This is a genomic window from Microbacterium sp. NPDC055599, from assembly GCF_053618975.1.
This window is the reverse complement of the sequence record NZ_JBSHIM010000004.1, coordinates 112,149-134,772: the sequence shown is the minus strand read 5'-3', so window position 1 is coordinate 134,772 and position 22,624 is coordinate 112,149. Positions and strand designations below refer to the sequence as shown.

Genomic DNA, 22,624 nt, shown 5'->3' with positions numbered 1-22,624 from the left:
ACGAGGCCCCCGGGACGTCCCGGGGGCCTCGTCCTGTCTCGACGGACCCGGCTCAGCCGTTCGAGACGGCGAGCCGCTGCGACCGGGCCCTGCGGCGCCGCTCGATGCGGGGAAGGAACCAGCCGATGAGCGGACCGACGCCGAACGCGAAGAGCACGGTCCCCACACCCACCGGGCCGCCCAGCAGGAATCCGATGAGGAGCACCGAACCCTCGATCACGGTCCTGGCGAGCCAGACCGGCCATCCGGTGGTCCGGATAAGACCCGTCATCAGTCCGTCCCGCGGGCCGGGACCGAAGTCGGCGGCGATGTAGAGCCCGGTGGCGAAGGCCAGCAGCACGAGTCCGAACACGAACATGGGCGCGCCGATCCACACGTTCGGCGGGGAGGGCAGTGCCAGCAGTGCGAGATCGGCGCTGGGGCCGATCAGGAGGGCGTTGAGCAGGGTGCCGAGACCGACGCGCTGGCGCAGGGGGATCCACAGCAGCAAGACCACGATCGACACCAGCACGGTGACGGCGCCGTAGCCGAGGCCGCTCCGTCCCGCGACACCGAGCGCGAGCACGTCCCACGGCGCCACACCGATGCCCCCGCGGACCATGAACGCCAGCGCGATGCCGTAGAGCATCAGTCCGATGACGAGCTGGACCAGGCGCTCCGCGAGGTCGCGAGGGCTCGTGGCGCGGACGGGCAGGAGGATGGAGCGCAGGAGCATCTCTCCATCGTGGAACGACGGGAGCCGCGGTCGCCGAGACCACTGCGACAAAAGTGGCCTGCGTATAGCAGTCCACTTTGCGGCAAGCTGGAGTCATGTCCTCACGACTCGTGGAACAGCTCGGAGCGCGCAGCGTCGCCGGCGCCGCGGCCACCGCCCTGGCCCGCCAGATCACCGCGCTCATCCTCGACGGCCGGCTCACGGTGGGGGAACGACTGCCCAGCGAGCGTGCTCTCGCGGTCGAGCTGCGCCGCTCCCGCTCGACCATCACGCGCGTGTACGGCCTGCTGGAGGCGGACGGCTACGTCACGCGCCACCACGGCGGCAGCACCCGGGTCGCACTCCCCCACGGCCCCGCGCTGCCGGGACAGGACGGCGACGGCGACGCGATCGACCTCTCCATCGCCTCGATGGACTCCACCCCCGGGCTGTACGACGCGACCGTGCGCTCACTCCCGCGACTCGCGGCGCTGCGCGGCACGAGCGGCTACTCGCTGCAGGGGCTTCCGGAGCTGCGCGAGGCGCTCGCGCAGCGCTTCACGGAACGCGGGGCCGACACCACCGCGGACGAGATCATCGTGACGTCCGGAGCGCTCAACGCCGTGAACCTGATCCTCACCGCGATCGGGCGTCGGGGCGAACGCGCACTCGTGGAACAGCCCACCTTCCCCCACGCGCTCGAAGCCCTCCATCGGCACGGCTACCGCCTGGTGCCCACGCCGGTCGACACGGACGGCTGGGACACCCGCCACGTCACGGACACGCTGCTCAGCGCGCGCCCCCACGTCGCCTATCTCATCCCCGACTTCCACAACCCGACCGGTGCCACCCTTCCGCAGGAGGAGCGCTCCCGCATCGCCGCCACCGCGCGCCACGTGGGAACCCATCTGATCGTCGACGAGACCACAGCCGAGCTCGACATCGACCGCGGCTGGGCTCCTGTCCCCCTCGCCGCGGAGGGGCCGCACGTCATCACCGTCGGTTCGATGTCGAAGATCGCGTGGGGCGGGATGCGCATCGGGTGGATCCGGGCCGAGCGTTCCGTGATCGCGCGCCTGCTCGCCGTCCGCCCCTCGTTCGAGCTGGGCACCGCGCTGCTCGAGCAGTGCATCGCGGTCGAGCTGCTGCGCGACATGCCTGCACTCGGCGCGCACGTGCGCAGCCGGCTCACGGCGGGACGCGCTGCCGTCGCCGAGGGCCTCACGCACCTGCCCGGCGTGCGGATGCCGCGCACCCCGGGCGGCCTGTCGGCCTGGATCGATCTGGGCGCGCCGGTCTCGACGGCGTTGTCGCTCGCCGCCCGCGAGCAGGGCCTGATCCTGCCCCCAGGGCCGCGCTTCACGACCGGCGGGGTGCTGGAGCGCCGGCTCCGCATCCCGATCACCCTTCCGCCGGAGCGCACGGCGGAGGCGATGGCCCGTCTCGCCCTGGCGTGGGGTGACCTGGTGGGAGGCAGCCGACAGCCCGCAGCGGAGATGCGCCACGCGGCTGTCATCTGACGACGAAGACCCCGCCGCGTCGTCCGTGGCGGGGTCTTCGTCGAGCGGGGCGAGGATACGTCTTCTCAGCGTCCGGGATCACTCACCGGAATCCGATACTCACGCCTCCCGCGCCCCCGGTCTGCGGGCCGGTCAACCGACCTTGTGGAGCCAGACGACGCGCGCATCGTCACTGGCGTGGCGGAACGGTTCGAGCTCCTCGTCCCAGGCGGAGCCGAGCGCGATGTCCAGCTCGCGCTGCAGCTCGACGGCGTTTCCTGCGGCGATCTCCATCGCGTAGCGGATGCGGTCCTCGCCGATCACGATGTTGCCGGCGGCGTCGGTCTGCGCGTAGTGGATGCCGAGATCCGGAGTGTGCAGCCAGCGTCCGCCGTCACTGCGGGGCGTCGGGTCTTCCGTGACCTCGAAGCGCAGGTGCTCCCAGCCGCGGATCGCGGTCGCGAGCGCAGCACCCGTGCCGACGGGGCCGTCCCAGTAGAACTCGGCGCGCCGGGCGCCGTCGAGGACCGGCTGCTCCGTCCAGTCGAAGTTCACCGCACGCCCGATAGCGCGACCGACCGCCCATTCCAGGTGCGGGCAGAGCGCGCGAGGCGCCGAGTGGATGAACACCACTCCGCGTGCGTAAGCCGTCGCCATGATCTCTCCGTTTCATCAGGTGCGTCTTCCCCTACGACCTGACCCACGAAGTGGCGAGAGTATGCGGTTGTGCGCCCATTCTCGCGGAGTTCCGCATAAATCACAAGCGTGTGATTCCATGACGAAGGCCCCGGTCGAGCGACCGGGGCCCTCGTCGTATCAGCGGAGGATCACGCCTCGCTCATGGCCTGCTTGACCTGCTGGCCCTTGGCGGCGTAGTACGCGGCGCGCGCCGCGTCCTTGCGCGCCTGCTCGGCGTAGCCGAACTCCAGCACGTCCTGCGGGACCTCGACGTTCGGGACGTCGTCGGTGCCGTGGTACTTCTCGATGTAGGCGTCGAGCTCGGGGCCCGAGGTCCACGACGTGATCAGGCAGTAGCGCGGGTCGGTGCCGTTGTGGGTGGCGGCATGCCACAGGCGCTGTGTGTCCACGATCAGCTGCGCGCCGGCCGGCAGTGCGATGCGGTACTCGATGCTCGGGTCGGTGCGGTTCTCGCGCAGGACGAAGTAGCTGTCCTTGTCGTCGGTGAGGTTGAAGAAGCCGCGGACGACCCAGCCGGTCCCGTCCGGGTTCAGGCGGTTGTTGTCGTCCTGGTGCAGGTTGTACAGGCAGTCGCCGTACGGGGTGGGCTGCAGCTCGATGATGCGGCACCGACCGACGTTGGCGCCCGGCTCCTGCGCGCGACGCGTCAGGTTCGGTGCCTTCGCGACCTGGGAGTCGATCCAGACGCCGTCCTTATCGGTGCGCGGCGGCTTGTGGTTCCAGAAGCCGTTGCACTCGATGTCGCCGAAGGCGCTGGCGAGGGGCGCGAACCGGGTGTCGCCCGAGGACTTCCAGTCGTTGTACTCGACGTCCAGCCACTCCTTGGGGTCGGCCTCCTGGTCGTAGCTGTCGAGGACGACGAAGCCCTTCTCCTCCAGCGCTGCGGACTTGATGTATCCCATGATCGAGTCATGTTCCTTTCATCGGGGGCCAGCACGTTTTAACAGGCCCTGATAAGGCAAGCCTAACAGCGGGGCTCGCCGCCTCCCCGGAGGGCGGCCGTGCATAACCCGAATAGACTGGGCGGGGCGTCGAGCGCGTTCTCGGCGCCCGTCGCAACGGGAGGATCAGACACCAGCATGAGCACCGCGACCAACGTCGAGGCGACAGCAGTCAACACGATCGAATGGCTCGCGGCGGGACGCACGACCATCGTCGTCCCCGTGTATCAGCGGCAGTACCGGTGGGACATCGGCGGCTGCGAACGGCTCCTGTCCGACGTCCGCGCGGTCGCGGCGGAAGACGACGCCCACCGTCACTTCCTCGGCTCGATCCTCTCCGCGCAGGACGGCAGCGGTGAGGACGCCGACCTCATCCTGATCGACGGACAGCAGCGGATCACCACGCTCATGCTCCTCGTCGCCGCCCTGCATCACGCGGTCCGCGACACCGATCCGGCCCTCGCCGCCGAGCTCTCCCGCGTGCTCGTCCTGGCGGACGCTCCCGGACGCACCAAGCTCCGACCCCACGACGCATGGGCCGAGCTGTACGAGTCCGTCGTCCTCGACCGCCGCGACGACCTCGACCGCGAGTCGCGGTTCGACGACAACTACGCGTTCTTCCGCAGCCAGATCCACGTCGACGAAGTGCCGCTGATCTGGCGGGGGCTGCAGCGCCTGGAGCACGTGTCGATCACGCTGGGCCCCCGTGCCAACGCGCAGCAGATCTTCGAGAGCCTCAACTCCACCGGTGAGCCGCTGCGCGACCACGAGCTCATCCACAACTACATCCTGATGGGCCTGAGCCACGCCGAACAGCTCGACGTCGAGTCGCGCTTCTGGCTGCCCATCGAACAGCACACCGGCGAGGCGATCGGCGCGTTCTGGCGCCACTACCTCGTCATGGTCACCGGCCGAGAGGTCGCGGCGAACGGCGAGCACGGCGTGTACAGCGCGTTCCGCCAGTCGTTCCCGCGCGTCGACGTCGCGCACCTCCAGGCCGATGCCGCGAACTGGCGGCACTTCGCGGAGCTCTACGGCATCCTGCTCGACCCGTCACGGGAGCCCGACCTCGAGATCGCGCGGCAGCTGCGGGCCGTCAACACGTTCGGACGCTCGTCGTATCCGCTGGTGCTCAACGCCTACAGCGACCACGTCCGCGGACGCATCGACCGAGCCGAGTTCCTGCAGACGCTCGAGTGGCTGCAGGCCATGTACCTCCGCCGCGTGCTGGTGAATCTGCCGACCGAGCGCCTGATCGCGCGGCTCTGCCGGGCGCGCGCGAACGGTCAGGAAGCGCTTGCCCGTGCGATCGCCCGCATCACGCCGTCGGACGAGCGTGTGAGCGCCGTCCTGAAGTACAGCGAGCTGCCTTACCCCGCCTATGTGCTCGGGCGACTCGAAGGCGTCGACGAGGTCGAGGGCTTCGATGTCGAGCACATCGTCCCGGCCGTCCCCGGTGACGCGTGGTCGGGCGACGGCGTGCGTCCGTGGAGCGAGTACAGCGAGGACGAGCAGAACAGCCACCGCGCGCTCGCTCCCACGCTGGGCAACCTCACGCTGCTCGAGCAGGGGCTGACCGAGCGCGTGTTCGGAGCATCGTTCCCGGTCAAGCGCGACGTGGCCTACGCGCGCAGCACCGTGCCGGCCACGCGAGAGCTGACCGCCGCTGCGGCCTGGGGCACCGCCGCCATCACGGCCCGCACGGTCGCGCTGACGACCGAGCTGCTGCGGATCTGGGCCCGCCCTGCCCTGCCGGAGATCGACGACGACGGCCTCACCCCGATCCTCGACGCCGTCCGCCGGCGCGGCTGGCCGGCCGGCTGGGAGCGCGAGTTCGACTACGTCGAGTACCGCGGAGAGCGCTGGGAGGTCTACGACGTCAAGCACCTCTTCAACCGCGTGTTCCGGCGTGCGTGGACCGACACCCGTGAGGCGGCCGTCGCGTACTGCGCCGCGCACGGCGGCCCCGTCTACGACGCCCAGGCGTGGAAGGGCCAGTGGGACCGGCTCGACGACGAGCACTCGCTGTACATGGGGTGGGACTCGAACTACATGATGACCGCGGTGCAGGGCGTGCTGGAGGAGTCCGGGCTCGCCTCCGAGGTCTTCGTCAAGTACTCCTACATCGGGAACGTGATGTGACATGACCACCACCGTCCGCCGCCGCCTGCTCGACCTGACGATCGACGAGCACACCCTGACCGTGCCGCTCGTGTGGGACGACCCCGCCGACGCGCGCACCATCGACGTGTTCGCCGCGGTGGTCGCACGCGAGGGCGGAGAGCAGCTGCCGTACCTGGTCTTCCTGCAGGGCGGCCCTGGGCACGAGGCGCCGCGGCCGTTCCACTCCTCCACCGCCCCGGCGTGGCTCGACCAGGCGCTCGCGCACTACCGGGTCGTGCTGCTCGACCAGCGGGGCACCGGTCGTTCCACCCCCGTCGGCGACGACGACCTCGCTCAAGGAGCCGACGCGGCGGCCGAGCACCTGACCCACCTGCGCGCCGATGCGATCGTGCGCGACGCCGAGGCGATGCGCGAGCACCTCGGTGCCACCACCTGGAGCGTGCTGGGTCAGTCGTTCGGCGGGTTCACCACGCTCGCCTACCTGTCGACCGATGCCGGGTCGCTGCGCGACGTGTTCATCACCGGCGGCCTCAGCACCGTCGAGCGGCACCCCGACGAGGTCTACGCGCTGTGCTACGACAAGATGCGCATGGCCTCCGAGCGCTACTACCGCCGGTTCCCCGAGCACCGCGACACCATGCGCCGACTGATCGACCTCGCCGACGAGGGCCGCATCGTCCTGCCGGACGGCGAGGTCGTCTCGCGCTCGCGCCTGCGCTCGGTCGGCTCCGCGCTCGGCACCGACGACGGATGGCAGACGGTGTGGTCGCTCCTGGAGCGCGACCCCTCGTCTAACGCCTTCCGGTACGACCTGATGCACGCCATGCCCTTCGGCGGCCGCAATCCGCTGTACTACGTGTTCCATGAGTCGAGCTACGCGAGCGGCCATGCGACCCGGTGGTCGGCCGAGCGCGTCGAACCCGCCGACTTCCAGGACGATCCCACGCTGTTCACGGGCGAGCACATCCGCCGCGAGTGGACCGACACGGTTCCAGCGCTGCGGCCGTGGCGCGAGGTCACTCTGGCCCTGGCCGAGCATGCCTGGCCGCAGATCTACGACCCCGCGGCGATCACCGCCTCGGGTGCGACGGGAGCCGCCGCCGTGTACGTGGATGACGTGTACGTGCCACTCGAGTTCTCACTCGAGACCGCGCGACTGCTCCCCGGGGTATCCCTGTGGGTGACCAGCGAACACGAGCACAACGGCTTGCGGACGGGCCAGGTGCTCTCCCGCCTGATCGACCTCGCCGCGGGTCGACGCCTGCGCTGACGCCCCACGGCGACACTGCAGCCGCCTATCCTGGGGGCATGCGAGACGTCATGGCGTGGGCGACGGTCGCGCTGGTCCTGGTCACGGGTCCCGCGCTGCTGATCGCCGGGATGCGGCACACGTTCTCGCGCAAGCCCGTCGAGGAGAAGTACGAGCACGCGACCGGCGGCGGGCTCGTCGGCGCATTCGACAGCGTGTGGTCCCCCTCTGCTCACGAAGCCGGCCAGGAGCGCGATCGGCAGACACGGCGCACCGCCCCCGCCCCCTCCCCGGGCGACCCGCCCGACCGCATCCGCGGCACCAGGATCATCATCGACCTGTGACGGGCGCCGGGAATGACGAAGGCCCCGCGTTCCGAGGAACGCGGGGCCTTCGTCGGGGGCCCTTACTTGGAGGAGCCGCCGAAGCCCTTGAAGCGCTGGTTGAACTTCTCGACGCGACCGGCCGAGTCCATGATGCGCTGCTTGCCCGTGTAGAAGGGGTGCGAAGCCGAGGAGATCTCGACGTCGATCACCGGGTACTCCACGCCGTCCAGCTCGATGGTCTTGTCGCTGGTGACGGTGGAACGGGTGAGGAAGGTCTCGCCCGAGCCGAGGTCGCGGAACACGACGGCCTGGTAGTCGGGGTGAATGTCAGTCTTCATGGGATTCCTTAGTTGCTGCCCTGGATTGTGCCAGGGACGAGGGAAGTCTGCGGTGCAGAGAGCACCAAGGGTCGATTCTATCAGATGCCGCGTCAGGACGCGGCGCGGGCGGCGTAGCGGCCACCCTCCTGAGACAGCGTGATCGGCATCCCGAACGCGGCCGTCAGCGACTCGCTCGTGAGCGACTCCTCGATCGGCCCCGCCGCGACGACGACGCCGTCACGCAGCAGCAGCACGTGCGTGAAACCGACCGGGATCTCCTCCACGTGGTGCGTCACCATCAGCATCGCGGGCGTCGACGGCGCCGAGGCGTACCCGCCGAGCAGGGCGAGCAGCTCCTCGCGCGAGCCGAGGTCGAGCGAGGCCGTCGGCTCGTCGAGCAGCAGCAGCTCCGGGTCGGTCATGACGGCGCGCGCGATCTGGACACGCTTCTGCTCGCCGTCGCTGAGCGTGCCGAACGTGCGGTCGGCGAGGTGATCCAGACGCCAATCGCGCAACACGCGGAGGGCGCGGCGCTCATCGATGTCCTCATAGCTCTCGTTCCACCGGCCGAGCACCGAGTACGCGGCCGTGAGCACCGTGTTGAGCACGGTCTCGTCACGCGGAACCCGCTTGGCCATCGCGGAGGAGGCGAACCCGATCCGGGGGCGGATCTCGAACACGTCGGTGCGACCGAGCGTCTCGCCCAGCACGGTGACCGTGCCGGCCGTCGGGTGCATGAGCGTGTCGGCCAGCTGCAGCAGCGTGGTCTTGCCCGCGCCGTTCGGCCCGAGGATCACCCATCGCTGATCGTCGGCGACCTGCCAGGTCACGTGATCGATGATGTTGCGCCCCTCTCGGCGCACGACGACGTCAGCGAAATCCAGAGCGATCGGCATGCGGCCAGCCTATCGGCTCAACGGATCAGCTCCGCGTAGAGCGCGCGGGTCGCTTCCGCGATCGCGGTCCAGCTGAACTGGGTCCGCGCCCGCTCCCGTCCGGCTTCACCGTATGCGCGGGCGCGCTCCGGATCCGTCGCGACCTCGGTCAGCACGGCGGCCAGGTCGGCGACGAAGCGCTCCGGGTCGATCGGGGTGCCCGTGCCGTCCTGCACCTGCTCGATCGGCACCAGGCGGCCGGTCACGCCGTCGTCGACCACCTCCGGGATCCCACCCGTGGCCGTGCCGACAACCGCGGCGCCGCACGCCATCGCCTCCAGGTTCACGATGCCCAGCGGCTCGTACACCGAGGGGCACACGAACGTGGTCGCTGCGGCGAGGATGGCCGACAGCTCGTCGCGGGGGAGCATGCGCTCGATCCAGATGACGCCCTCGCGAGTCTGCTGCAAAAGCCGCACCCCCTCCTGCACCTCGGCCATGATCTCCGGGGTGTCCGGGGCGCCGGCGCACAGCACCAGCTGCACCTCCGGCGGCAGGAGCCGGGCCGCCTGGAGCAGGTACGGCAGTCCCTTCTGCCGGGTGATCCGCCCGACGAACACCACGGACGGGCGAGCGGGGTCCATGCCGATCGACTCCAGGAACGCGGCGTCCTCGACCGGCCGCCAGCGCTCCACATCGATGCCGTTGTGGATCACCCGGACACGCGCGGGGTCCACCCCGGGATAGCTGCGCAGGATGTCGGCGCGCATCCCCGCGCTCACCGCGACGACGGCGGCCGCGTTCTCGTACGCCAGCTTCTCGATCCCGCTCGACACCGCGTAGCCGCCGCCGAGCTGCTCCGCCTTCCACGGTCGCAGCGGCTCCAGGCTGTGCGCGGTCAGCACGTGCGGGATGCCGTGCAGCTGCGACGCGAGATGACCGGCGAAGTTCGCGTACCAGGTGTGGCTGTGCACGAGGTCGGCCCCGCCGATCGCGGCGACGATCTCGAGGTCGGTGCCCAGCGTCTGCAGCGCCGGGTTCGCGCCGGCCAGTCCGGTCGGCGTGCGGTACGCGAACGTGCCCTCCTCCTCGCGCGGCGCACCGAAGGCGCGGACCGTCACATCGATGCTCTCGCGCAGGGCGGCGACCAGCTCAGCCACGTGCACTCCGGCGCCGCCGTAGATCTCCGGTGGGTACTCCTTGCTGATCATCTCGACTCGCATGCCTAGACGCTAGCGACCGGCTTGTCCAGACGCTAGTTTCCCCGGCGCGGCGGCATCTATGGTGGAGCCATGTCCGCTCCAAAGAAGGTCTTCGGGATCATCCTCGCCGGCGGCGAGGGCAAGCGACTCATGCCGCTGACAGGGGATCGTGCGAAGCCTGCCGTGCCGTTCGGCGGCCAGTACCGCCTGATCGATTTCGCCATCTCCAACCTGATCAACTCGGGCCTGCGTCAGATCGTGGTGCTCACCCAGTACAAGTCCCATAGCCTGGACCGGCACATCTCGCAGACCTGGCGGATGTCGGCACTGCTCGACTCGTACGTCGCCTCCGTCCCCGCGCAGCAGCGACTGGGCAAGCGCTGGTTCTCCGGCTCGGCCGACGCGATCCTGCAGAGCATGAACCTGATCAACGACGAGAAGCCGGACATCGTCGTGGTTATCGGCGCCGACCACGTCTACCGCATGGACTTCCGCCAGATGCTCGAGGCGCACATCGAGTCGGGCGCCAAGGCCACCGTGGCCGGCATCCGGCAGCCGCTCGCCCTCGCCTCGCAGTTCGGCGTGATCGACGCGGACCCGGAGTCCGGACGCATCCGGCAGTTCCTCGAGAAGCCGACCGACGCCACCGGTCTCGCGGACTCCCCCCACGAGGTCCTGGCCTCGATGGGCAACTACATCTTCGACGCGGACGCCCTGATCGCCGCCGTCGAGGCGGACGGCGAGTCCCCGACGTCGAGCCACGACATGGGTGGCGACATCGTGCCGTACTTCGTCGACCGCGGCGAGGCCGGCTACTACGACATGAAGCAGAACGACGTCCCCGGCTCGTCGCCGCGCGACCGCTCCTACTGGCGGGATGTGGGGACGATCGACTCGTTCTTCGACGCGCACCGTGATCTGATCTCGACACTGCCCGTGTTCAACCTCTACAACATGGAGTGGCCGATCCACTCGCAGGCGGTGAACTCGCCGCCTGCGAAGTTCGTGCGCGATTCCGTCGGCCGCATCGGCAACGCGATCGACTCGATCGTGTCCCTCGGCTCCGTCCTGTCCGGCACGCACCTCGAGCGGAGCGTGGTGGGACCGTGGACCCTGGCCGGTGGCGGTTCGACCATCACCGACTCCGTCGTGTTCGATCATGTGCACGTCGGGCAGGGCGCTCGCGTGCACCGGGCGATCCTCGACAAGAACGTCGTCCTCGCGGACGGCGCGACGGTCGGTGTGGACCGTGAGCGAGACCTCGCGCGCGGCTTCACCGTGACGGAGTCGGGCATCACCGTGGTCGGCAAGGGCGTCTTCATCGAGCGCTGAGCCGTCACGCCGTCCGGGCCCGTGCGCCCGCATCGCTAGGCTCGGAGGGTGACCTCCGCGCGCTTCCTCGTCGTCCTCGATGCCGATTCCACGCTCATCCGCAACGAGGTGATCGAACTCCTCGCCGACGAGGCCGGCCGCCGCGCGGAGGTGCAGGCCGCCACCGAGGCCGCGATGCGGGGCGAGATCGACTTCGCATCCAGCCTCCGCTCCCGCGTCGCCGCGCTGGAGGGGGTGCCGGTGTCGGCGTTCGAGCGCGTCCGCGCCCGCATCGAGCCGACCCCGGGCGTCCGCGAGCTCACCGCCGCCGTGCACGCGCGCGGTGGCGTGGTGGGCGTCGTGTCCGGCGGGTTCCACGAGATCCTCGACCACATCGCTCCCGAGCTCGGCGTCGACCGGTGGCGTGCCAACGGCCTCGAGGTCGCGGACGGCAGGCTGACCGGTCATGTCGACGGCGAGATCGTCGACGGCAAGGCCAAGGCGTCCTGGCTGCGGACCTGGGCGGACGACCTCGGGGTGCCGGCGCACGCCACCATCGCCATCGGTGACGGGGCGAACGATCTGCCCATGATGGCCGTCGCCGGACTCGGACTCGCGTTCAACGCGAAGCCGGCCGTCCGGGAGGCCGCGAGCCTCGTCGTCGCCACGCAGGATCTCGCCGAGGTCATCCCTCTCCTGCCGTGAGGGCGGTGGTGGATGTCGGCGGCCAGCGCTAGCGTCGCCGCATGGACATCATCCTCATCCCCGGACTCTGGCTCGACGCGCGCAGCTGGGACGACGTGATACCGGCGCTGGAGCAGGCAGGACACCGCACCCATCCGCTCACCCTTCCCGGTCTCGGGGCGTCCGGTCCGGCCGCCTCCGACATCGGCATGGCGGAGTGGGTGGCCGCGGGCGTCGCCGCCGTCGATGAGGTCGAGGGCGAGGTGGTCGTCGTCGGTCACAGCGGAGGCGGCAATGTGGCCTGGGGAGTCGCCGACGCGAGGCCCGAGCGCGTGCGGCGCGTGATCTTCGTCGACACGGTGCCGCCGCCGCCCGGTTCGGGCATCAATGAGTTCGAGGTCGTCGACGGTGCCGTCCCGTTCCCCGGGTGGGACTTCTTCCCCGACGAGGATGTGCACGACCTCGACGACGCGACACGGGCCCGCACGGTCGGGCTGACGCAGAGCGTGCCGGGACGCGTGCCCGCGGACGAGATCCAGCTCGAGAACCCCGCGCGCCACTCCGTGCCGGTGACGCTGCTCATGGGCGGGCTCGACGAGGAGGCGTTCGAGGCGACGATCGCACAGTGGGGTGCATACGCGGAGGAATTCCACGCCATCGCCGACGCCGAGGTCGTGCGCATCGGGTCCGGCCACTGGCCGCAGTTCTCGGTTCCGCAGCGCCTGGGTGAGCTGCTGGTCGCCGCCGTCGACCGGTGAGTCCGACGCGCGGAACGGGCCGGAGCCCGGGCCTCTCAGCGCGTCAGTGGCCCATCCCGAGGCCGCCGTCGACGGGAATGACGGCACCCGAGATGTAGGCGGCATCATCGCTCGCGAGCCAGGTGACCACACCCGCGACCTCATCCGCCGTCGCGAACCTTCCGGCGGGAATGCTGGCCTGGTACTGCTTCTGCGTCTCCTCCGGGAGCTCCGCGGTCATGTCGGTCTCGATGAACCCGGGCGCGACGACGTTGGCGGTGATGCCGCGGGCCCCGAGCTCACGCGTGATCGACCGGGCGAAGCCGACCAGGGCGCTCTTCGACGCCGCGTAGTTGACCTGACCGGCGGAGCCGTAGAGCCCGACGACGCTGGAGATGAGGATGATGCGTCCGAACCGTGCGCGCAGCATGCCCTTCGAAGCACGCTTGACGACGCGGAAGGTGCCGCCGAGGTTGGTGGCGACCACGCTGTCGAAGTCGTCCTCGCTCATGCGCAGCAGGAGGGTGTCCTTCGTGATCCCGGCGTTGGCCACCACGACCTCGACCGGGCCGAGCTGCTGCTCGACCTCGGTGAACGCGGCATCGAGGGACGCGGCATCGGTGACATCGGCGCGCACCGTGAGCGTGCCCTCCGGACCCTCGCCGCTGCGGGCGGTGACGGCCACGCGGTACCCCTCTCGCACAAAGCGCTCGGCGATGGCGCGGCCGATGCCGCGGTTGCCTCCGGTGACGAGGACGACGCGGTCAGCACTCATGGGGGCACTCCTGCTCTGGTCGGGGGTCGGGTTTCCGAGCCGTGAACGATCCTAGCGACTGCAGCGAGCGTGCCCCGGGCGGAATCGGGGCGCCGCCGAGCCCGCACCGGCGTAGGCTGGAAGCATCGTGAAGAACGCACGTCGAGTCCCGGCCGTCACCTCTCTCCCCCAGTCTCCCGGGGACGAGAGCGACCACCGCGTGCGCCGCTACGCGCTCACGATGACGATCCGCATCGTGTGCTTCGGCCTGATGTTCTTCGTGCAGCCGTTCGGGTGGTACACATGGGTGTTCGCCCTGGCCGCCGCTGTGCTGCCCTACATCGCCGTGGTGTTCGCCAATGCGGGAAGCGACAGCACGGAGACCTCCGCCGAGTCGCCGTTGCAGGAGCTCGATGCGGCTCCCGGTCCTCCGCCTGTGCAGGAGGCGAACCCCGGCGTCTTCACGATCCGCGAAGGCCGCGCGGAGCAATGACCGATCTGATCTGCTCGCGCGCCGGATGCCGGAGCGCGGCGACCAGCCAGGTCGTGTGGCGCAATCCCCGCATCCACGCCCCCGACCGCGAGAAGATCTGGCTGGCGTGCCCCGAGCACGTGGACTTCCTCCGCGACTATCTGGCCGCCCGTGACTTCCCCGTGACCGTGAGAGACGGTGTGCCCTCGTGAACAACCGCCTGACCCGCTGGGGCGTCTACACCCTGATCGCGATCGGGTTCGCGATCGCCTGCGCCTTCCTGTCGCACTGGCAGTTCGAGCGCAACGAATCGCGGGCCGAGCAGATCGCGCTGGTCGAGCAGAACTACGACGCCCCCGCGGTGCCCCTCACCGAGGTGCTGGGCGACGACGACGTGCTCGATCCCGACGACGAGTGGCGGCCGGTCACCCTGCAGGGCGAGTACCTCGCCGACGAACAGCTGCTCGTGCGCAACCGCCCGCACGGGGGCACGAGCGCCTTCGAGGTGCTGGTGCCGTTCCGCGATGTCGACGGACGCGTGCTGATCGTCGACCGGGGGTGGGTTCCGCCGGGCGAGGGTGACGTGCCGGACGCCATCCCCGCCCCACCGTCCGGCGAGGTCACGGTCACGGTGCGCCTTCGACCCGGCGAGCCGCTTCCCGCCTCCGGTCGCGGCGCGCCGGAAGGCCAGGTGCCCACGATCCATCTGCCGTCGATCTCCGAGACCATCGACGGTGGCGCCCTCACCGGCGCATACGGGCGACTGGTGTCGGAGGACCCGGCCGGCTCGGGAACCCTCGGCGGCTTCGAGTCGCCCACCGACGATCCCGGTCCGCACCTGTCGTACGCGATCCAGTGGATCCTGTTCGCGATCATGGGGTTCATCTTCATCGGCTACATCATCCGCACCGAGATCGTGAAGCACCGCGAGGAGCTCGAGGGGAAGCCGGCACCCGTGAAGGCGCCGCGCCGGCGCGACCGCGACGCCGACGTCGAGGACGAGCTGCTCGACGCCCGCTGAGCCCGAGTGCCGCGCGCTCAGGTGCCGGTCGTACCGCTCGCGTGCCGTCCCCAGCCGCCCGGTGCCACCTCGTACACGATCCGAGTGTGCCGTCGATCGGTCGCCCCCTGCCAGAACTCCACCCGCGAGGGCTGCAGGCGCCACAGCACCCAGTCCCCGGCGGCGACCCCGTCCCGCGCGGCCGGAGACCGTGCGGCCAGGTCGGCCGCGCTCTCCGCGGGCGTCGCCTCCCGCACCGGCCCGCGGAGCCGCACCGCCCGGGCGAGCGGCTGCCACCAGAAGTTCAGTGCCGCCACGGCGTGCACGGCGAGCTGGATGCCCTTGCCCGACGAACGAGGCCCCGCGAACGCCCATCCGCGGGCGTCCGCATCCTTGAGGAGGAGCGTGCGCGCATCCGGCATGCCGTCGCGATCGACCGTCGCCAGGGTGGCGGCGTGCGGCTCCGGCACCCCCTGATCGGCAGCGAGCCGGATCCACGAGAGGAACAGCGGCAGGGGCTCCGCCGGGAGCGCGGCGACGTCGACCGGTCGCCCGCGACCGGTGAGCGCCGGCAGGCTCCGCAGCCATGCGCGCATGTCGGACGGATGGTTCGGCGCGGGCGTGCTCATGCTCCCGATGATGTCACGCCGTCGCTCGGGCCGCGCCGGGTCAGGCGAGCTCGATGAGCTCCTGGTACTCCTGGTTCCAGATGTCCTCGACGCCGTCCGGGAGGATGAGCACCCGCTCCGGGTTGAGCGACTGCACCGCTCCGGGGTCGTGCGACACGAGCACCACGGCGCCCTCGTAGTGCGCGAGCGCCCCGAGGATCTCCTCGCGCGATGCCGGGTCGAGGTTGTTGGTCGGCTCGTCGAGCAGCAGCAGGTTGGCCGACGAGACCACGAGCGTGGCGAGCGAGAGGCGGGTCTTCTCCCCACCGGAAAGCACCCCGGCGGGCTTCAGGACGTCGTCGCCGGTGAACAGGAACGAGCCGAGCACCTTGCGCGCCTCCGTCTCGGTGATGTGCGGAGCGGCGGAGACCATGTTCTCCAGCACCGAGCGGGAGACGTCGAGGTTCTCGTGCTCCTGCGCGTAGTAGCCCACCTTGAGGCCGTGCCCCGGCTCGAGCTGGCCCGTGTCGGGCTGGTCGACCCCGGCGAGCATCCGCAGCAGCGTCGTCTTCCCTGCGCCGTTGAGTCCGAGGACGACCACCTTCGAGCCGCGGTCGATCGCGAGGTCGACATCGGTGAAGATCTCCAGCGAGCCGTAGGACTTCGACAGCCCGGACGCCATGAGCGGGGTCTTGCCGCAGGGGGCAGGCTTCGGGAACCGCAGCTTCGCGACCCGGTCCTCCTGCCGCACCTCGTCGAGTCCGGCGAGCAGCTTCTCGGCGCGCGCGATCATCTGGTGCGCGGCCGCGGCCTTCGACGCCTTGGCGCCGAAGCGCGCGGCCTGCTGCTGCAGCGTCGTCGCTTTCTTCTCCGCGTTCGCGCGCTCCTTCTTCCGGCGCTCCTCGTCGGCGGCGCGCTGGCGCAGGTAGTTCTTCCAGTTCATGTTGTAGATGTCGATGACCTGGCGGTTCGCGTCGAGATAGAACACGCGGTTCACGGTCTCCCCCACGAGCTCGACGTCGTGGCTGATGACGATCAGGCCGCCCTTGTAGTTCTTCAGGAACTCACGAAGCCACACGACGCTGTCGGCGTCGAGGTGGTTGGTCGGCTCGTCGAGGATCATCGTGTCGGCGTCGGAGAACAGGATGCGCGCCAGCTCGATGCGCCGACGCTGACCGCCCGACAGCGTCGAGAGCGGCTGGTCGAGGATGCGGTCCGGCAGCGAGAGGTTGTGCGCGATCGACGCGGCCTCCGCCTCCGCGGCGTACCCGCCCTGCGCCTCGAACCGCTCCGTGAGCGTGGCGTAGCGCTTCATGGCCTTCGCCGCGACCGCCGGGTCGTCCGAGCCCATCGCGAGCGATGCCTCCGTCATGCCGAGGTTAAGCTGACCGAGGCCGCGCGCGTCGAGGATGCGCGTGCGCGCGAGGTCTTCGGGGTTCCCGGAACGCGGGTCCTGCGGCAGGTAGCCGAGCTCACCCGATCGGGTGACCGAGCCTCCGGAGGGCAGCACATCCCCCGCGAGCACCTTGGTGAGAGTGGTCTTGCCGGCGCCGTTGCGCCCGACCAGTCCGATCTTGTCTCCGTCGCCCACGCGGAACGACACGTTCTCCATCAGCAGGCGCGCGCCAACGCGGATCTCGAGGTCGTGCACGGCAAGCACAGCGGACGTCCGTTCCTTCGGGGTGGGTGAGCGGCCGATCGGCCAGCCTCCCAGTATATGCCGCCCGGAGAGCCTCACCGCCCGGCAAGATCCCTCCCGAGAGTGAGAGCCGGAATACCGCAGAGGGATGCCCGCTGCGCGACCGCCCGCCTACCGTGCAGGAGTGGACATCCTCAACGAGCTCATCATGCAGGCGATCGCCTCCCCCTGGCTGTACCTGGTGCTGTTCGCCGTCACGGTGATCGACGGGTTCTTCCCGCCCGTGCCGAGCGAGACCGTGCTCGTCGCCGCGGCCGCCGTCGCCGCATCCACCGGCGACGGAAACCTGCTTCTCCTGGGGCTCGTCGCGGCGGTCGGCGCCGCCATCGGCGACAACCTCGCCTTCCTGATCGGACGCCGGCTGGGCACCTCACGGTTCGCCTGGATGCGGCGGCCGAGGGTGGTCACGGCCTTCACATACGCCCAGCGCGCGCTCGATCGACGCAGCGCCACGCTCATCCTCGGCGCGCGGTACATCCCCGTCGGTCGCGTCGCGGTGAACATGTCCGCGGGTGCGCTGGGCTTCCCCTGGCGCCGGTTCCTGCCTCTGAGCCTCATCGCGGGCGCGAGCTGGAGCATCTTCAGCCTCGCGATCGGGCTGCTCGCCGGTGCATGGATCAAGGACCAGCCCCTGCTCAGCGCTCTGCTCGGCATCGGCGTGGCCCTGGTGATCGGTGTCGTGATCGACCGGATCGCCGCCGCCCGTCGTCGCCGTGCGCCCGTGGCCCACCTGGCAGGATGAGAGTCATGGCACGCCGCCGAGCCCGACCCCCGCGCGCGCCGCGGATGAACCGCCGCACCACCGCCCTCGCGGCGCTGTATGCGGCGGTCGTCGTGCTGTACGCGCTGCTCGTGCCCCTGCAGACCGTACTCTCCGGCACCCCCCTGCCGCTGACGTTCCTCGTCGGCGCGGCGCTGTGCGGAGCGCCGCTCGTCGCCCTTGCCCGACCGCGCACGGCCATCGCGCTGTTCACCGCCGCGACCTTCACCCTGCCGCTCCTCGTGGTCCCCGCGCAGGCCATCCAGTCGCCGTGGCCCTGGTCGGTGCCGGCACTGCTCACCTTCGTCCTGTTCGTGGGGGTCGTGACCTTCGTGCACGGCCCCCGCCTCGGAGCCGTCGCCCTCGTGCTCGGGGCCCTCACGTCGCTCACCGCTCCGCTGCTGCGTGCCGACATGGTCGCCAGCGACGCGTCCGCCGGGAGTGCGACCGCCGACCTCATCGTGACGTCGTCGCTCGCCGCGGCCATGTACCTCATCGCCGTGCTCGTCGCCGGACGCGTCCGCGTGGCCCAGGAGCTCACGCGCGAGCGGGAGCACAGCGCGCTGGAGGAGTCGCGCCGCGCCCTCGTCGAGGAGCGCACACGGATCGCGCGCGAGCTGCACGACGTGGTGGCGCACAGCATGTCGGTCATCCAGGTGCAGGCGTCCACCGCGCGATACCGGATCCCCGGTCTCGACGACACCGCGACGGCCGAGTTCGAGGACATCGCCGCGACCGCCCGCACCTCGCTCACCGAGATGCGGCGCATGCTGGGGGTGCTGCGCACGGAGGACCAGCACGCCGAGCTCGCCCCGCAGCAGGGCCTGGACGACATCCCCGCGCTCGTCGACAGCATCCGCCGCGCCGGCGTCGAGGTGGGGCTCGTGATGGAGGGCACGGATGCCGCGTCTGGCGCGGAGCCCACCGTGCAGATCGCCGCGTTCCGCATCGTGCAGGAGGCGCTGAGCAACGCCGTCCGTCACGCGCCGGGGGCCCGTGTCACGGTGCGCGTGCACGCGGACTCGGCGGCGCTGCGGCTCGTCGTGCAGAACGCCGCGCCGCCGCGACCGCCGGAAGCCCACCCCGGGGGCTACGGGCTGCGGGGAATGCGCGAGCGCGCGGAGATCCTCGGCGGCAGCCTCTCCGCCGGCCCCACGGACGACGGCGGGTGGCGCGTCGAGGCGACCCTCCCCCTGGCCAACGGCTCGACCCCGACCACCGCCGACCACGGCATGACGGCAGCCCCGCCGGCCGCAGCAGACGAGGAGACCCCGTGACGATCAGCGTGCTCATCGCCGACGACCAGGCGATGGTCCGTGCGGGTTTCGCCGCCCTTCTCGACGCCCACGACGGGATCCGCGTGGCCGGACAGGCCGCGAACGGCGCCGAGGCCGTGGCGCTGTCCGCCCGGCTCGATCCGGACGTGATCCTGATGGACGTGCGGATGCCGGAGCTCGACGGCATCGAGGCCACGCGCCGCATCCTCGGCACGTCGTATCCCGCCGCTCACGTGCCGCGCATCCTGATGCTCACGACGTTCGACATCGACGACTACGTCTACGACGCACTGGAGGCGGGCGCGAGCGGCTTCCTGCTCAAGGACGCCCTGCCCGAGGAGCTCGTGCACGCGGTGCGGGTGGTCGCGGGCGGCGACGCCCTGCTGGCTCCGAGCGTCACCCGCCGCATGATCGAGCAGTTCGCCGGACGACGCCCGCGCGCCCCCCGCTCCGCGACCGTGCTGGCGGAGCTGACCGATCGCGAGCGCGAGGTGCTGGTGCTGATCGGTCGCGGCCGGTCGAACTCCGAGATCGCCACGGACCTCTTCATCGCGGAGCAGACCGTGAAGACGCACGTGGGCAAGGTGCTGTCCAAGCTCGGCCTGCGCGACCGCGTCCACGCGGTGATCCTCGCTTACGACACCGGGCTGGTCGAGCCCTCGTCCTGACTCCCCCCACGGTAGGGGTCTGATCGACACCGCAGGGTGATGCCGCCGCGGACACCCCGTCCCTAGCCTCCGAGGACACCGTTCCGAGGAGGACTCATGGCCATCGTCCAGGCGCTGCCCGCCGCCGCTCCCCCGCCCGCGCCGTCCGCACGACGCGACACCGGCATCGACTTCATCCGCGCGCTCTGCGTGCTCGGCGTGGTGGTGCTGCACGCCATCATGGTGGGCGTCACGGTGGCCGACGGCGCCCCGGTGTTCGAGAACGCGAGCGACGGCACGGGATGGATCGCACCGCTCAGCTGGGTGCTGCAGGTCATGCCGCTGTTCTTCGTGATCGGAGGGTTCTCCGGGCTGCTCGCCTCCCGTCGGCTGCGGGCGAGGGGCGCGAGCACCCTCGACTTCCTGACCGCACGGGTACACCGGCTGCTGCGTCCCGCAGTCATCACGGTCGCCGCGGTCGGCGTGGCACTGGCCGTCCTGACGCTCCTCGGCGTGCCGGCCGAGCTGATCGCGGTCGCGGGCTTCCGCTACGGGCAGCCCCTGTGGTTCCTCGGGGTCTTCCTGCTGTGCCAGCTGCTGCTGCCCGCCCTGGCGGCCCTCCACGAGCGTGCTCCGCTGCGCACGATCGGAGCGCTCGCGGCCGCCTCGGTCGCGGTGGATGCGCTACGCGGCGTGACCGGCGCGGCAGGACTGGGGTTCCTCAACCTCGCCTTCGTCTGGCTCACGCTGCAGCAGCTCGGATTCTTCCTCGCCGACGGGCGCATCGACGCCCTCGCCCGCCGCACCCGGGCCGCCGTCACCGCGGGCGCCGGAGTGCTCCTCACCGTGCTCTTCGTCGCCGGCGTGTACTCCCCCGACCTCATCGCCAACATCAACCCGCCCACCGCCGCGCTCCTGCTGGTCGGCGTCGTCCACACGGGCCTGCTGTCCCTGCACCGCGAGCGGATCGCCCGGGCGAGCAGCACCGTCGCGGCGGCGGCGTTCACGCGATTCGTCACCCGCCGCACGATGACGATCTACCTGTGGCACATGCCCGTGCTGCTGGCGATGGCCGGCTTGACCGCAGTCGTCGCCCTCGGCACCGGTGCCGCTCTCCCGGCGCTCGACGGCCCGGAGTGGTGGCTGACACGCCCGCTGTGGCTGCTGTCGGCGCTGGCCCTGACCGCAGGGGTGGCCGTCGCCGTCGACCGCTTCGAACGACAGCCGGCGCCGACGGGCACCCGATCGTCCGGGCGGCTGGTCTCGGCCGGGCTGCTCGGGCTCGGCGGCGTGGTGCTGCTGCTGGTCGTGGGCACGTCCGTCACGACCGCGGTCGTGGCCGTGGCCCTGCTCATGGCCGCGCTGCGCCTCGCCAGGGCGGCCGAACCGGTGCCAGCGCTCGCGATCGGGTGAGGCTCAGGCCACCCCGCGCGGCGAGGGCGTCGCCCACCCGGTCGGCGTGCCGGAGGGTGAGCACGAGGAGCGGCACCGCCGCGCGCGGCCCCAGGCGCACCCCTCGAGCGCGCTCGGCCTCACGGAGCCGGTGGACGAACGCCGCGACCACCGGCACCATCGTGAGCGTGAGCGACAGCGTCAGCGCGACGACCTCCGGATCGACACCCCAGCGACGCAGCGGCCGCAGCACCGTCTGCAGCACATCGAGCAGGTCGGACATCCGCGTGGTCATCGTCACCAGTGCGGCGACGAGCAGCAGCGCCGCGACCCGACCGGCACCGACCCACGCGGCGATCGGCGAGACGAACACCGCCAGCATCACCCCCAGCACGAGGAGGATCCATCGCAACCGCCACAGTTCGACGAGCAGCGTGCGCGGACTCTGCCCTCCGAGCGGATAGAGCACGACCGTGGCGGCGAGGGCCACGCTCACGACGACGGGCTGCGGCGGAAGCAGGGTCAGGCCGAGGGCGCAGAGCACGAGCCCCGCGAGCTTCATCCCCGCGGGGAGGCGATGCAGCACGCTCGTGCCGGGGCGGTAGAGCGAGATCACGCGGACACCCGGCAGTACTCGTCGATCACCGCATCCGGGTGGCCCACGGCCACGGCTCGCCCGCCCTCGAACAGCACGGCCAGGTCGCAGCGCGCGGCCAGGTCGAGGTCGTGCGTGGCCACCACGACCTGCGCCTCCTGCGCCATCAGCAGCTCCGCGATGCGCCGGGCGTTGCGGCGGTCGAGGAGCGTGGTCGGCTCGTCGGCCACGAGCAGCCGCGGCTCGGTCACGAGCACGGCCGCCAGCGCGAGCAGCTGCTTCTGCCCGCCGGACAGCGACGACGCCGGCACGTCCGCGTGCGCCTCGAGTCCGTGCACCGCAAGGGTCTCGCGCACGCGTCGGTCGACCTCCGCGCGCGGGAGGCCCCGCAGCGACAGGGCGAGATCTTCCGCGGGCGTCGGCATGAGGATCTGCGCGTCGGGATCCGTGAACACGAAGCCGACGCGGCGTCGGAGCTCCCGCGTGTCGCGCACCACGTCGAGCCCGTGCACGACCGCGGTGCCCGCCGTCGGCACGATCAGGCCGTCCAGCACACGCGCGAACGTCGACTTTCCCGAGCCGTTCGCCCCGATCACGGCGATGCGTCGTGCCGCGAGGTCGAGGCTCACGTCATCGAGGATCGCCCGGCCGTCGACCTCCACCCGCACGTGCTCCAGCACGATCGATGCGGCGGCTTCCTCGGCCCGACGCTGCTCGCGCACTCCCACCTCCTGAACACCGTTCACCTGAACGCCGTTC

25 protein-coding genes are annotated in these 22,624 nt (G+C 70.9%); 14 read left to right on the top strand and 11 right to left on the bottom strand.

Features of this window, described 5'->3' with window-relative positions:
- Nucleotides 1-52: 52 nt before the first annotated feature.
- Nucleotides 53-715 (bottom strand): membrane protein YczE, encoded by a 663-nt coding sequence (yczE, locus tag ACWGQ1_RS05175; RefSeq protein WP_452312483.1) that lies wholly within the window; start codon nucleotides 713-715, stop codon nucleotides 53-55.
- 95 nt (nucleotides 716-810) lie between these two features.
- Here yczE and yczR point away from each other — a divergent pair, with 95 nt between their 5' ends.
- A complete protein-coding gene (yczR, locus tag ACWGQ1_RS05170; protein WP_452312482.1) occupies nucleotides 811-2,214 on the top strand; it encodes a MocR-like transcription factor YczR in 1,404 nt (467 codons plus the stop codon).
- 132 nt (nucleotides 2,215-2,346) lie between these two features.
- Here yczR and ACWGQ1_RS05165 read toward each other — a convergent pair whose 3' ends face one another.
- Both ACWGQ1_RS05165 and ACWGQ1_RS05160 read right to left on the bottom strand, forming a co-directional pair.
- Nucleotides 2,347-2,850, bottom strand: coding sequence for a DUF3145 domain-containing protein (locus ACWGQ1_RS05165; RefSeq protein ID WP_136030211.1), 504 nt, complete (start codon nucleotides 2,848-2,850; stop codon nucleotides 2,347-2,349).
- 170 nt (nucleotides 2,851-3,020) lie between these two features.
- A complete protein-coding gene (locus tag ACWGQ1_RS05160) occupies nucleotides 3,021-3,794 on the bottom strand; it encodes a hypothetical protein (protein WP_136030209.1) in 774 nt (257 codons plus the stop codon).
- 177 nt (nucleotides 3,795-3,971) lie between these two features.
- On the opposite strand from ACWGQ1_RS05160, the gene ACWGQ1_RS05155 reads away from it, so the two are divergent.
- Genes ACWGQ1_RS05155 through ACWGQ1_RS05145 form a run of 3 tightly spaced genes read left to right on the top strand, consistent with a single transcriptional unit; the run spans nucleotide 3,972 to nucleotide 7,550 of the window.
- On the top strand, nucleotides 3,972-5,975 hold the full coding sequence (locus tag ACWGQ1_RS05155; protein WP_136036167.1) for a DUF262 domain-containing protein: 2,004 nt from the start codon (nucleotides 3,972-3,974) through the stop codon (nucleotides 5,973-5,975).
- A 1-nt stretch (nucleotide 5,976) separates the two neighbouring features.
- Complete coding sequence (locus ACWGQ1_RS05150) at nucleotides 5,977-7,227, top strand: alpha/beta fold hydrolase (protein WP_136036168.1); 1,251 nt, start codon at nucleotides 5,977-5,979, stop codon at nucleotides 7,225-7,227.
- A 38-nt stretch (nucleotides 7,228-7,265) separates the two neighbouring features.
- Nucleotides 7,266-7,550 (top strand): hypothetical protein, encoded by a 285-nt coding sequence (locus tag ACWGQ1_RS05145; RefSeq protein WP_247981764.1) that lies wholly within the window; start codon nucleotides 7,266-7,268, stop codon nucleotides 7,548-7,550.
- A gap of 62 nt (nucleotides 7,551-7,612) precedes the next feature.
- Here ACWGQ1_RS05145 and ACWGQ1_RS05140 read toward each other — a convergent pair whose 3' ends face one another.
- From ACWGQ1_RS05140 to glgA, 3 genes are all read right to left on the bottom strand, one after another.
- Complete coding sequence (locus tag ACWGQ1_RS05140; protein WP_047520045.1) at nucleotides 7,613-7,870, bottom strand: type B 50S ribosomal protein L31; 258 nt, start codon at nucleotides 7,868-7,870, stop codon at nucleotides 7,613-7,615.
- A 92-nt stretch (nucleotides 7,871-7,962) separates the two neighbouring features.
- Complete coding sequence (locus tag ACWGQ1_RS05135) at nucleotides 7,963-8,748, bottom strand: ABC transporter ATP-binding protein (protein ID WP_136036170.1); 786 nt, start codon at nucleotides 8,746-8,748, stop codon at nucleotides 7,963-7,965.
- 17 nt (nucleotides 8,749-8,765) lie between these two features.
- Nucleotides 8,766-9,950 (bottom strand): glycogen synthase, encoded by a 1,185-nt coding sequence (gene glgA / locus ACWGQ1_RS05130; protein ID WP_136036171.1) that lies wholly within the window; start codon nucleotides 9,948-9,950, stop codon nucleotides 8,766-8,768.
- Between the two features lie 69 nt (nucleotides 9,951-10,019).
- On the opposite strand from glgA, the gene ACWGQ1_RS05125 reads away from it, so the two are divergent.
- Genes ACWGQ1_RS05125 through ACWGQ1_RS05115 form a run of 3 tightly spaced genes read left to right on the top strand, consistent with a single transcriptional unit; the run spans nucleotide 10,020 to nucleotide 12,682 of the window.
- Nucleotides 10,020-11,261: a glucose-1-phosphate adenylyltransferase gene (locus ACWGQ1_RS05125; protein WP_136030197.1), complete on the top strand. Its 1,242-nt coding sequence runs from the start codon at nucleotides 10,020-10,022 to the stop codon at nucleotides 11,259-11,261.
- Between the two features lie 48 nt (nucleotides 11,262-11,309).
- Nucleotides 11,310-11,945, top strand: coding sequence for a phosphoserine phosphatase SerB (gene serB, locus ACWGQ1_RS05120; protein ID WP_452312481.1), 636 nt, complete (start codon nucleotides 11,310-11,312; stop codon nucleotides 11,943-11,945).
- Nucleotides 11,946-11,986: 41 nt separating this feature from the next.
- Entirely contained in the window at nucleotides 11,987-12,682 is a 696-nt protein-coding gene (locus ACWGQ1_RS05115) for an alpha/beta fold hydrolase (RefSeq protein ID WP_452312480.1), read from the top strand.
- Between the two features lie 43 nt (nucleotides 12,683-12,725).
- Here the strand turns inward: ACWGQ1_RS05115 and ACWGQ1_RS05110 are convergent, their stop codons facing one another.
- A complete protein-coding gene (locus ACWGQ1_RS05110) occupies nucleotides 12,726-13,436 on the bottom strand; it encodes a beta-ketoacyl-ACP reductase (protein ID WP_136030190.1) in 711 nt (236 codons plus the stop codon).
- 127 nt (nucleotides 13,437-13,563) lie between these two features.
- On the opposite strand from ACWGQ1_RS05110, the gene ACWGQ1_RS05105 reads away from it, so the two are divergent.
- Genes ACWGQ1_RS05105 through ACWGQ1_RS05095 form a run of 3 tightly spaced genes read left to right on the top strand, consistent with a single transcriptional unit; the run spans nucleotide 13,564 to nucleotide 14,908 of the window.
- Nucleotides 13,564-13,908, top strand: coding sequence for a DUF3099 domain-containing protein (locus ACWGQ1_RS05105; RefSeq protein ID WP_136030188.1), 345 nt, complete (start codon nucleotides 13,564-13,566; stop codon nucleotides 13,906-13,908).
- Nucleotides 13,905-14,099 carry a hypothetical protein gene (locus ACWGQ1_RS05100; RefSeq protein WP_136030186.1) on the top strand — a complete coding sequence of 65 codons (195 nt, stop codon included), beginning with the start codon at nucleotides 13,905-13,907 and terminating at the stop codon, nucleotides 14,097-14,099. The genes ACWGQ1_RS05105 and ACWGQ1_RS05100 overlap by 4 nt, the downstream gene beginning before the upstream one ends.
- Nucleotides 14,096-14,908 carry an SURF1 family cytochrome oxidase biogenesis protein gene (locus ACWGQ1_RS05095; RefSeq protein ID WP_136036174.1) on the top strand — a complete coding sequence of 271 codons (813 nt, stop codon included), beginning with the start codon at nucleotides 14,096-14,098 and terminating at the stop codon, nucleotides 14,906-14,908. The genes ACWGQ1_RS05100 and ACWGQ1_RS05095 overlap by 4 nt, the downstream gene beginning before the upstream one ends.
- Before the next feature lie 17 nt (nucleotides 14,909-14,925).
- Here ACWGQ1_RS05095 and ACWGQ1_RS05090 read toward each other — a convergent pair whose 3' ends face one another.
- Both ACWGQ1_RS05090 and ACWGQ1_RS05085 read right to left on the bottom strand, forming a co-directional pair.
- Entirely contained in the window at nucleotides 14,926-15,516 is a 591-nt protein-coding gene (locus tag ACWGQ1_RS05090; RefSeq protein ID WP_452312479.1) for a pyridoxamine 5'-phosphate oxidase family protein, read from the bottom strand.
- Nucleotides 15,517-15,556: 40 nt separating this feature from the next.
- The gene (locus tag ACWGQ1_RS05085; protein WP_136030182.1) at nucleotides 15,557-17,155 is read right to left on the bottom strand and encodes an ABC-F family ATP-binding cassette domain-containing protein; all 1,599 of its coding nucleotides are present in this window, start codon (nucleotides 17,153-17,155) and stop codon (nucleotides 15,557-15,559) included.
- Nucleotides 17,156-17,318: 163 nt separating this feature from the next.
- Between ACWGQ1_RS05085 and ACWGQ1_RS05080 the strand changes: the two genes are divergently transcribed.
- The 4 genes from ACWGQ1_RS05080 (at nucleotide 17,319) to ACWGQ1_RS05065 (ending at nucleotide 21,291) form a co-directional block, all read left to right on the top strand.
- Nucleotides 17,319-17,936, top strand: coding sequence for a VTT domain-containing protein (locus ACWGQ1_RS05080; RefSeq protein WP_452312478.1), 618 nt, complete (start codon nucleotides 17,319-17,321; stop codon nucleotides 17,934-17,936).
- 5 nt (nucleotides 17,937-17,941) lie between these two features.
- The gene (locus tag ACWGQ1_RS05075; protein ID WP_452312477.1) at nucleotides 17,942-19,231 is read left to right on the top strand and encodes a histidine kinase; all 1,290 of its coding nucleotides are present in this window, start codon (nucleotides 17,942-17,944) and stop codon (nucleotides 19,229-19,231) included.
- Nucleotides 19,228-19,899, top strand: a complete 672-nt coding sequence (locus ACWGQ1_RS05070) for a response regulator (RefSeq protein WP_136030177.1) — start codon at nucleotides 19,228-19,230, stop codon at nucleotides 19,897-19,899. Before ACWGQ1_RS05075 ends, ACWGQ1_RS05070 begins: the two co-directional genes overlap by 4 nt.
- A gap of 96 nt (nucleotides 19,900-19,995) precedes the next feature.
- Entirely contained in the window at nucleotides 19,996-21,291 is a 1,296-nt protein-coding gene (locus tag ACWGQ1_RS05065) for an acyltransferase family protein (RefSeq protein WP_452312476.1), read from the top strand.
- On the opposite strand, the gene ACWGQ1_RS05060 is transcribed toward ACWGQ1_RS05065, so the two are convergent.
- Together ACWGQ1_RS05060 and ACWGQ1_RS05055 are read right to left on the bottom strand one after the other, a co-directional pair.
- Nucleotides 21,230-21,886 (bottom strand): CbiQ family ECF transporter T component, encoded by a 657-nt coding sequence (locus ACWGQ1_RS05060; protein ID WP_452312475.1) that lies wholly within the window; start codon nucleotides 21,884-21,886, stop codon nucleotides 21,230-21,232. The genes ACWGQ1_RS05065 and ACWGQ1_RS05060 overlap by 62 nt on opposite strands.
- Entirely contained in the window at nucleotides 21,883-22,587 is a 705-nt protein-coding gene (locus ACWGQ1_RS05055; RefSeq protein WP_452312474.1) for an ATP-binding cassette domain-containing protein, read from the bottom strand. The genes ACWGQ1_RS05060 and ACWGQ1_RS05055 overlap by 4 nt, the downstream gene beginning before the upstream one ends.
- Between the last annotated feature and the right edge of the window lie 37 nt (nucleotides 22,588-22,624).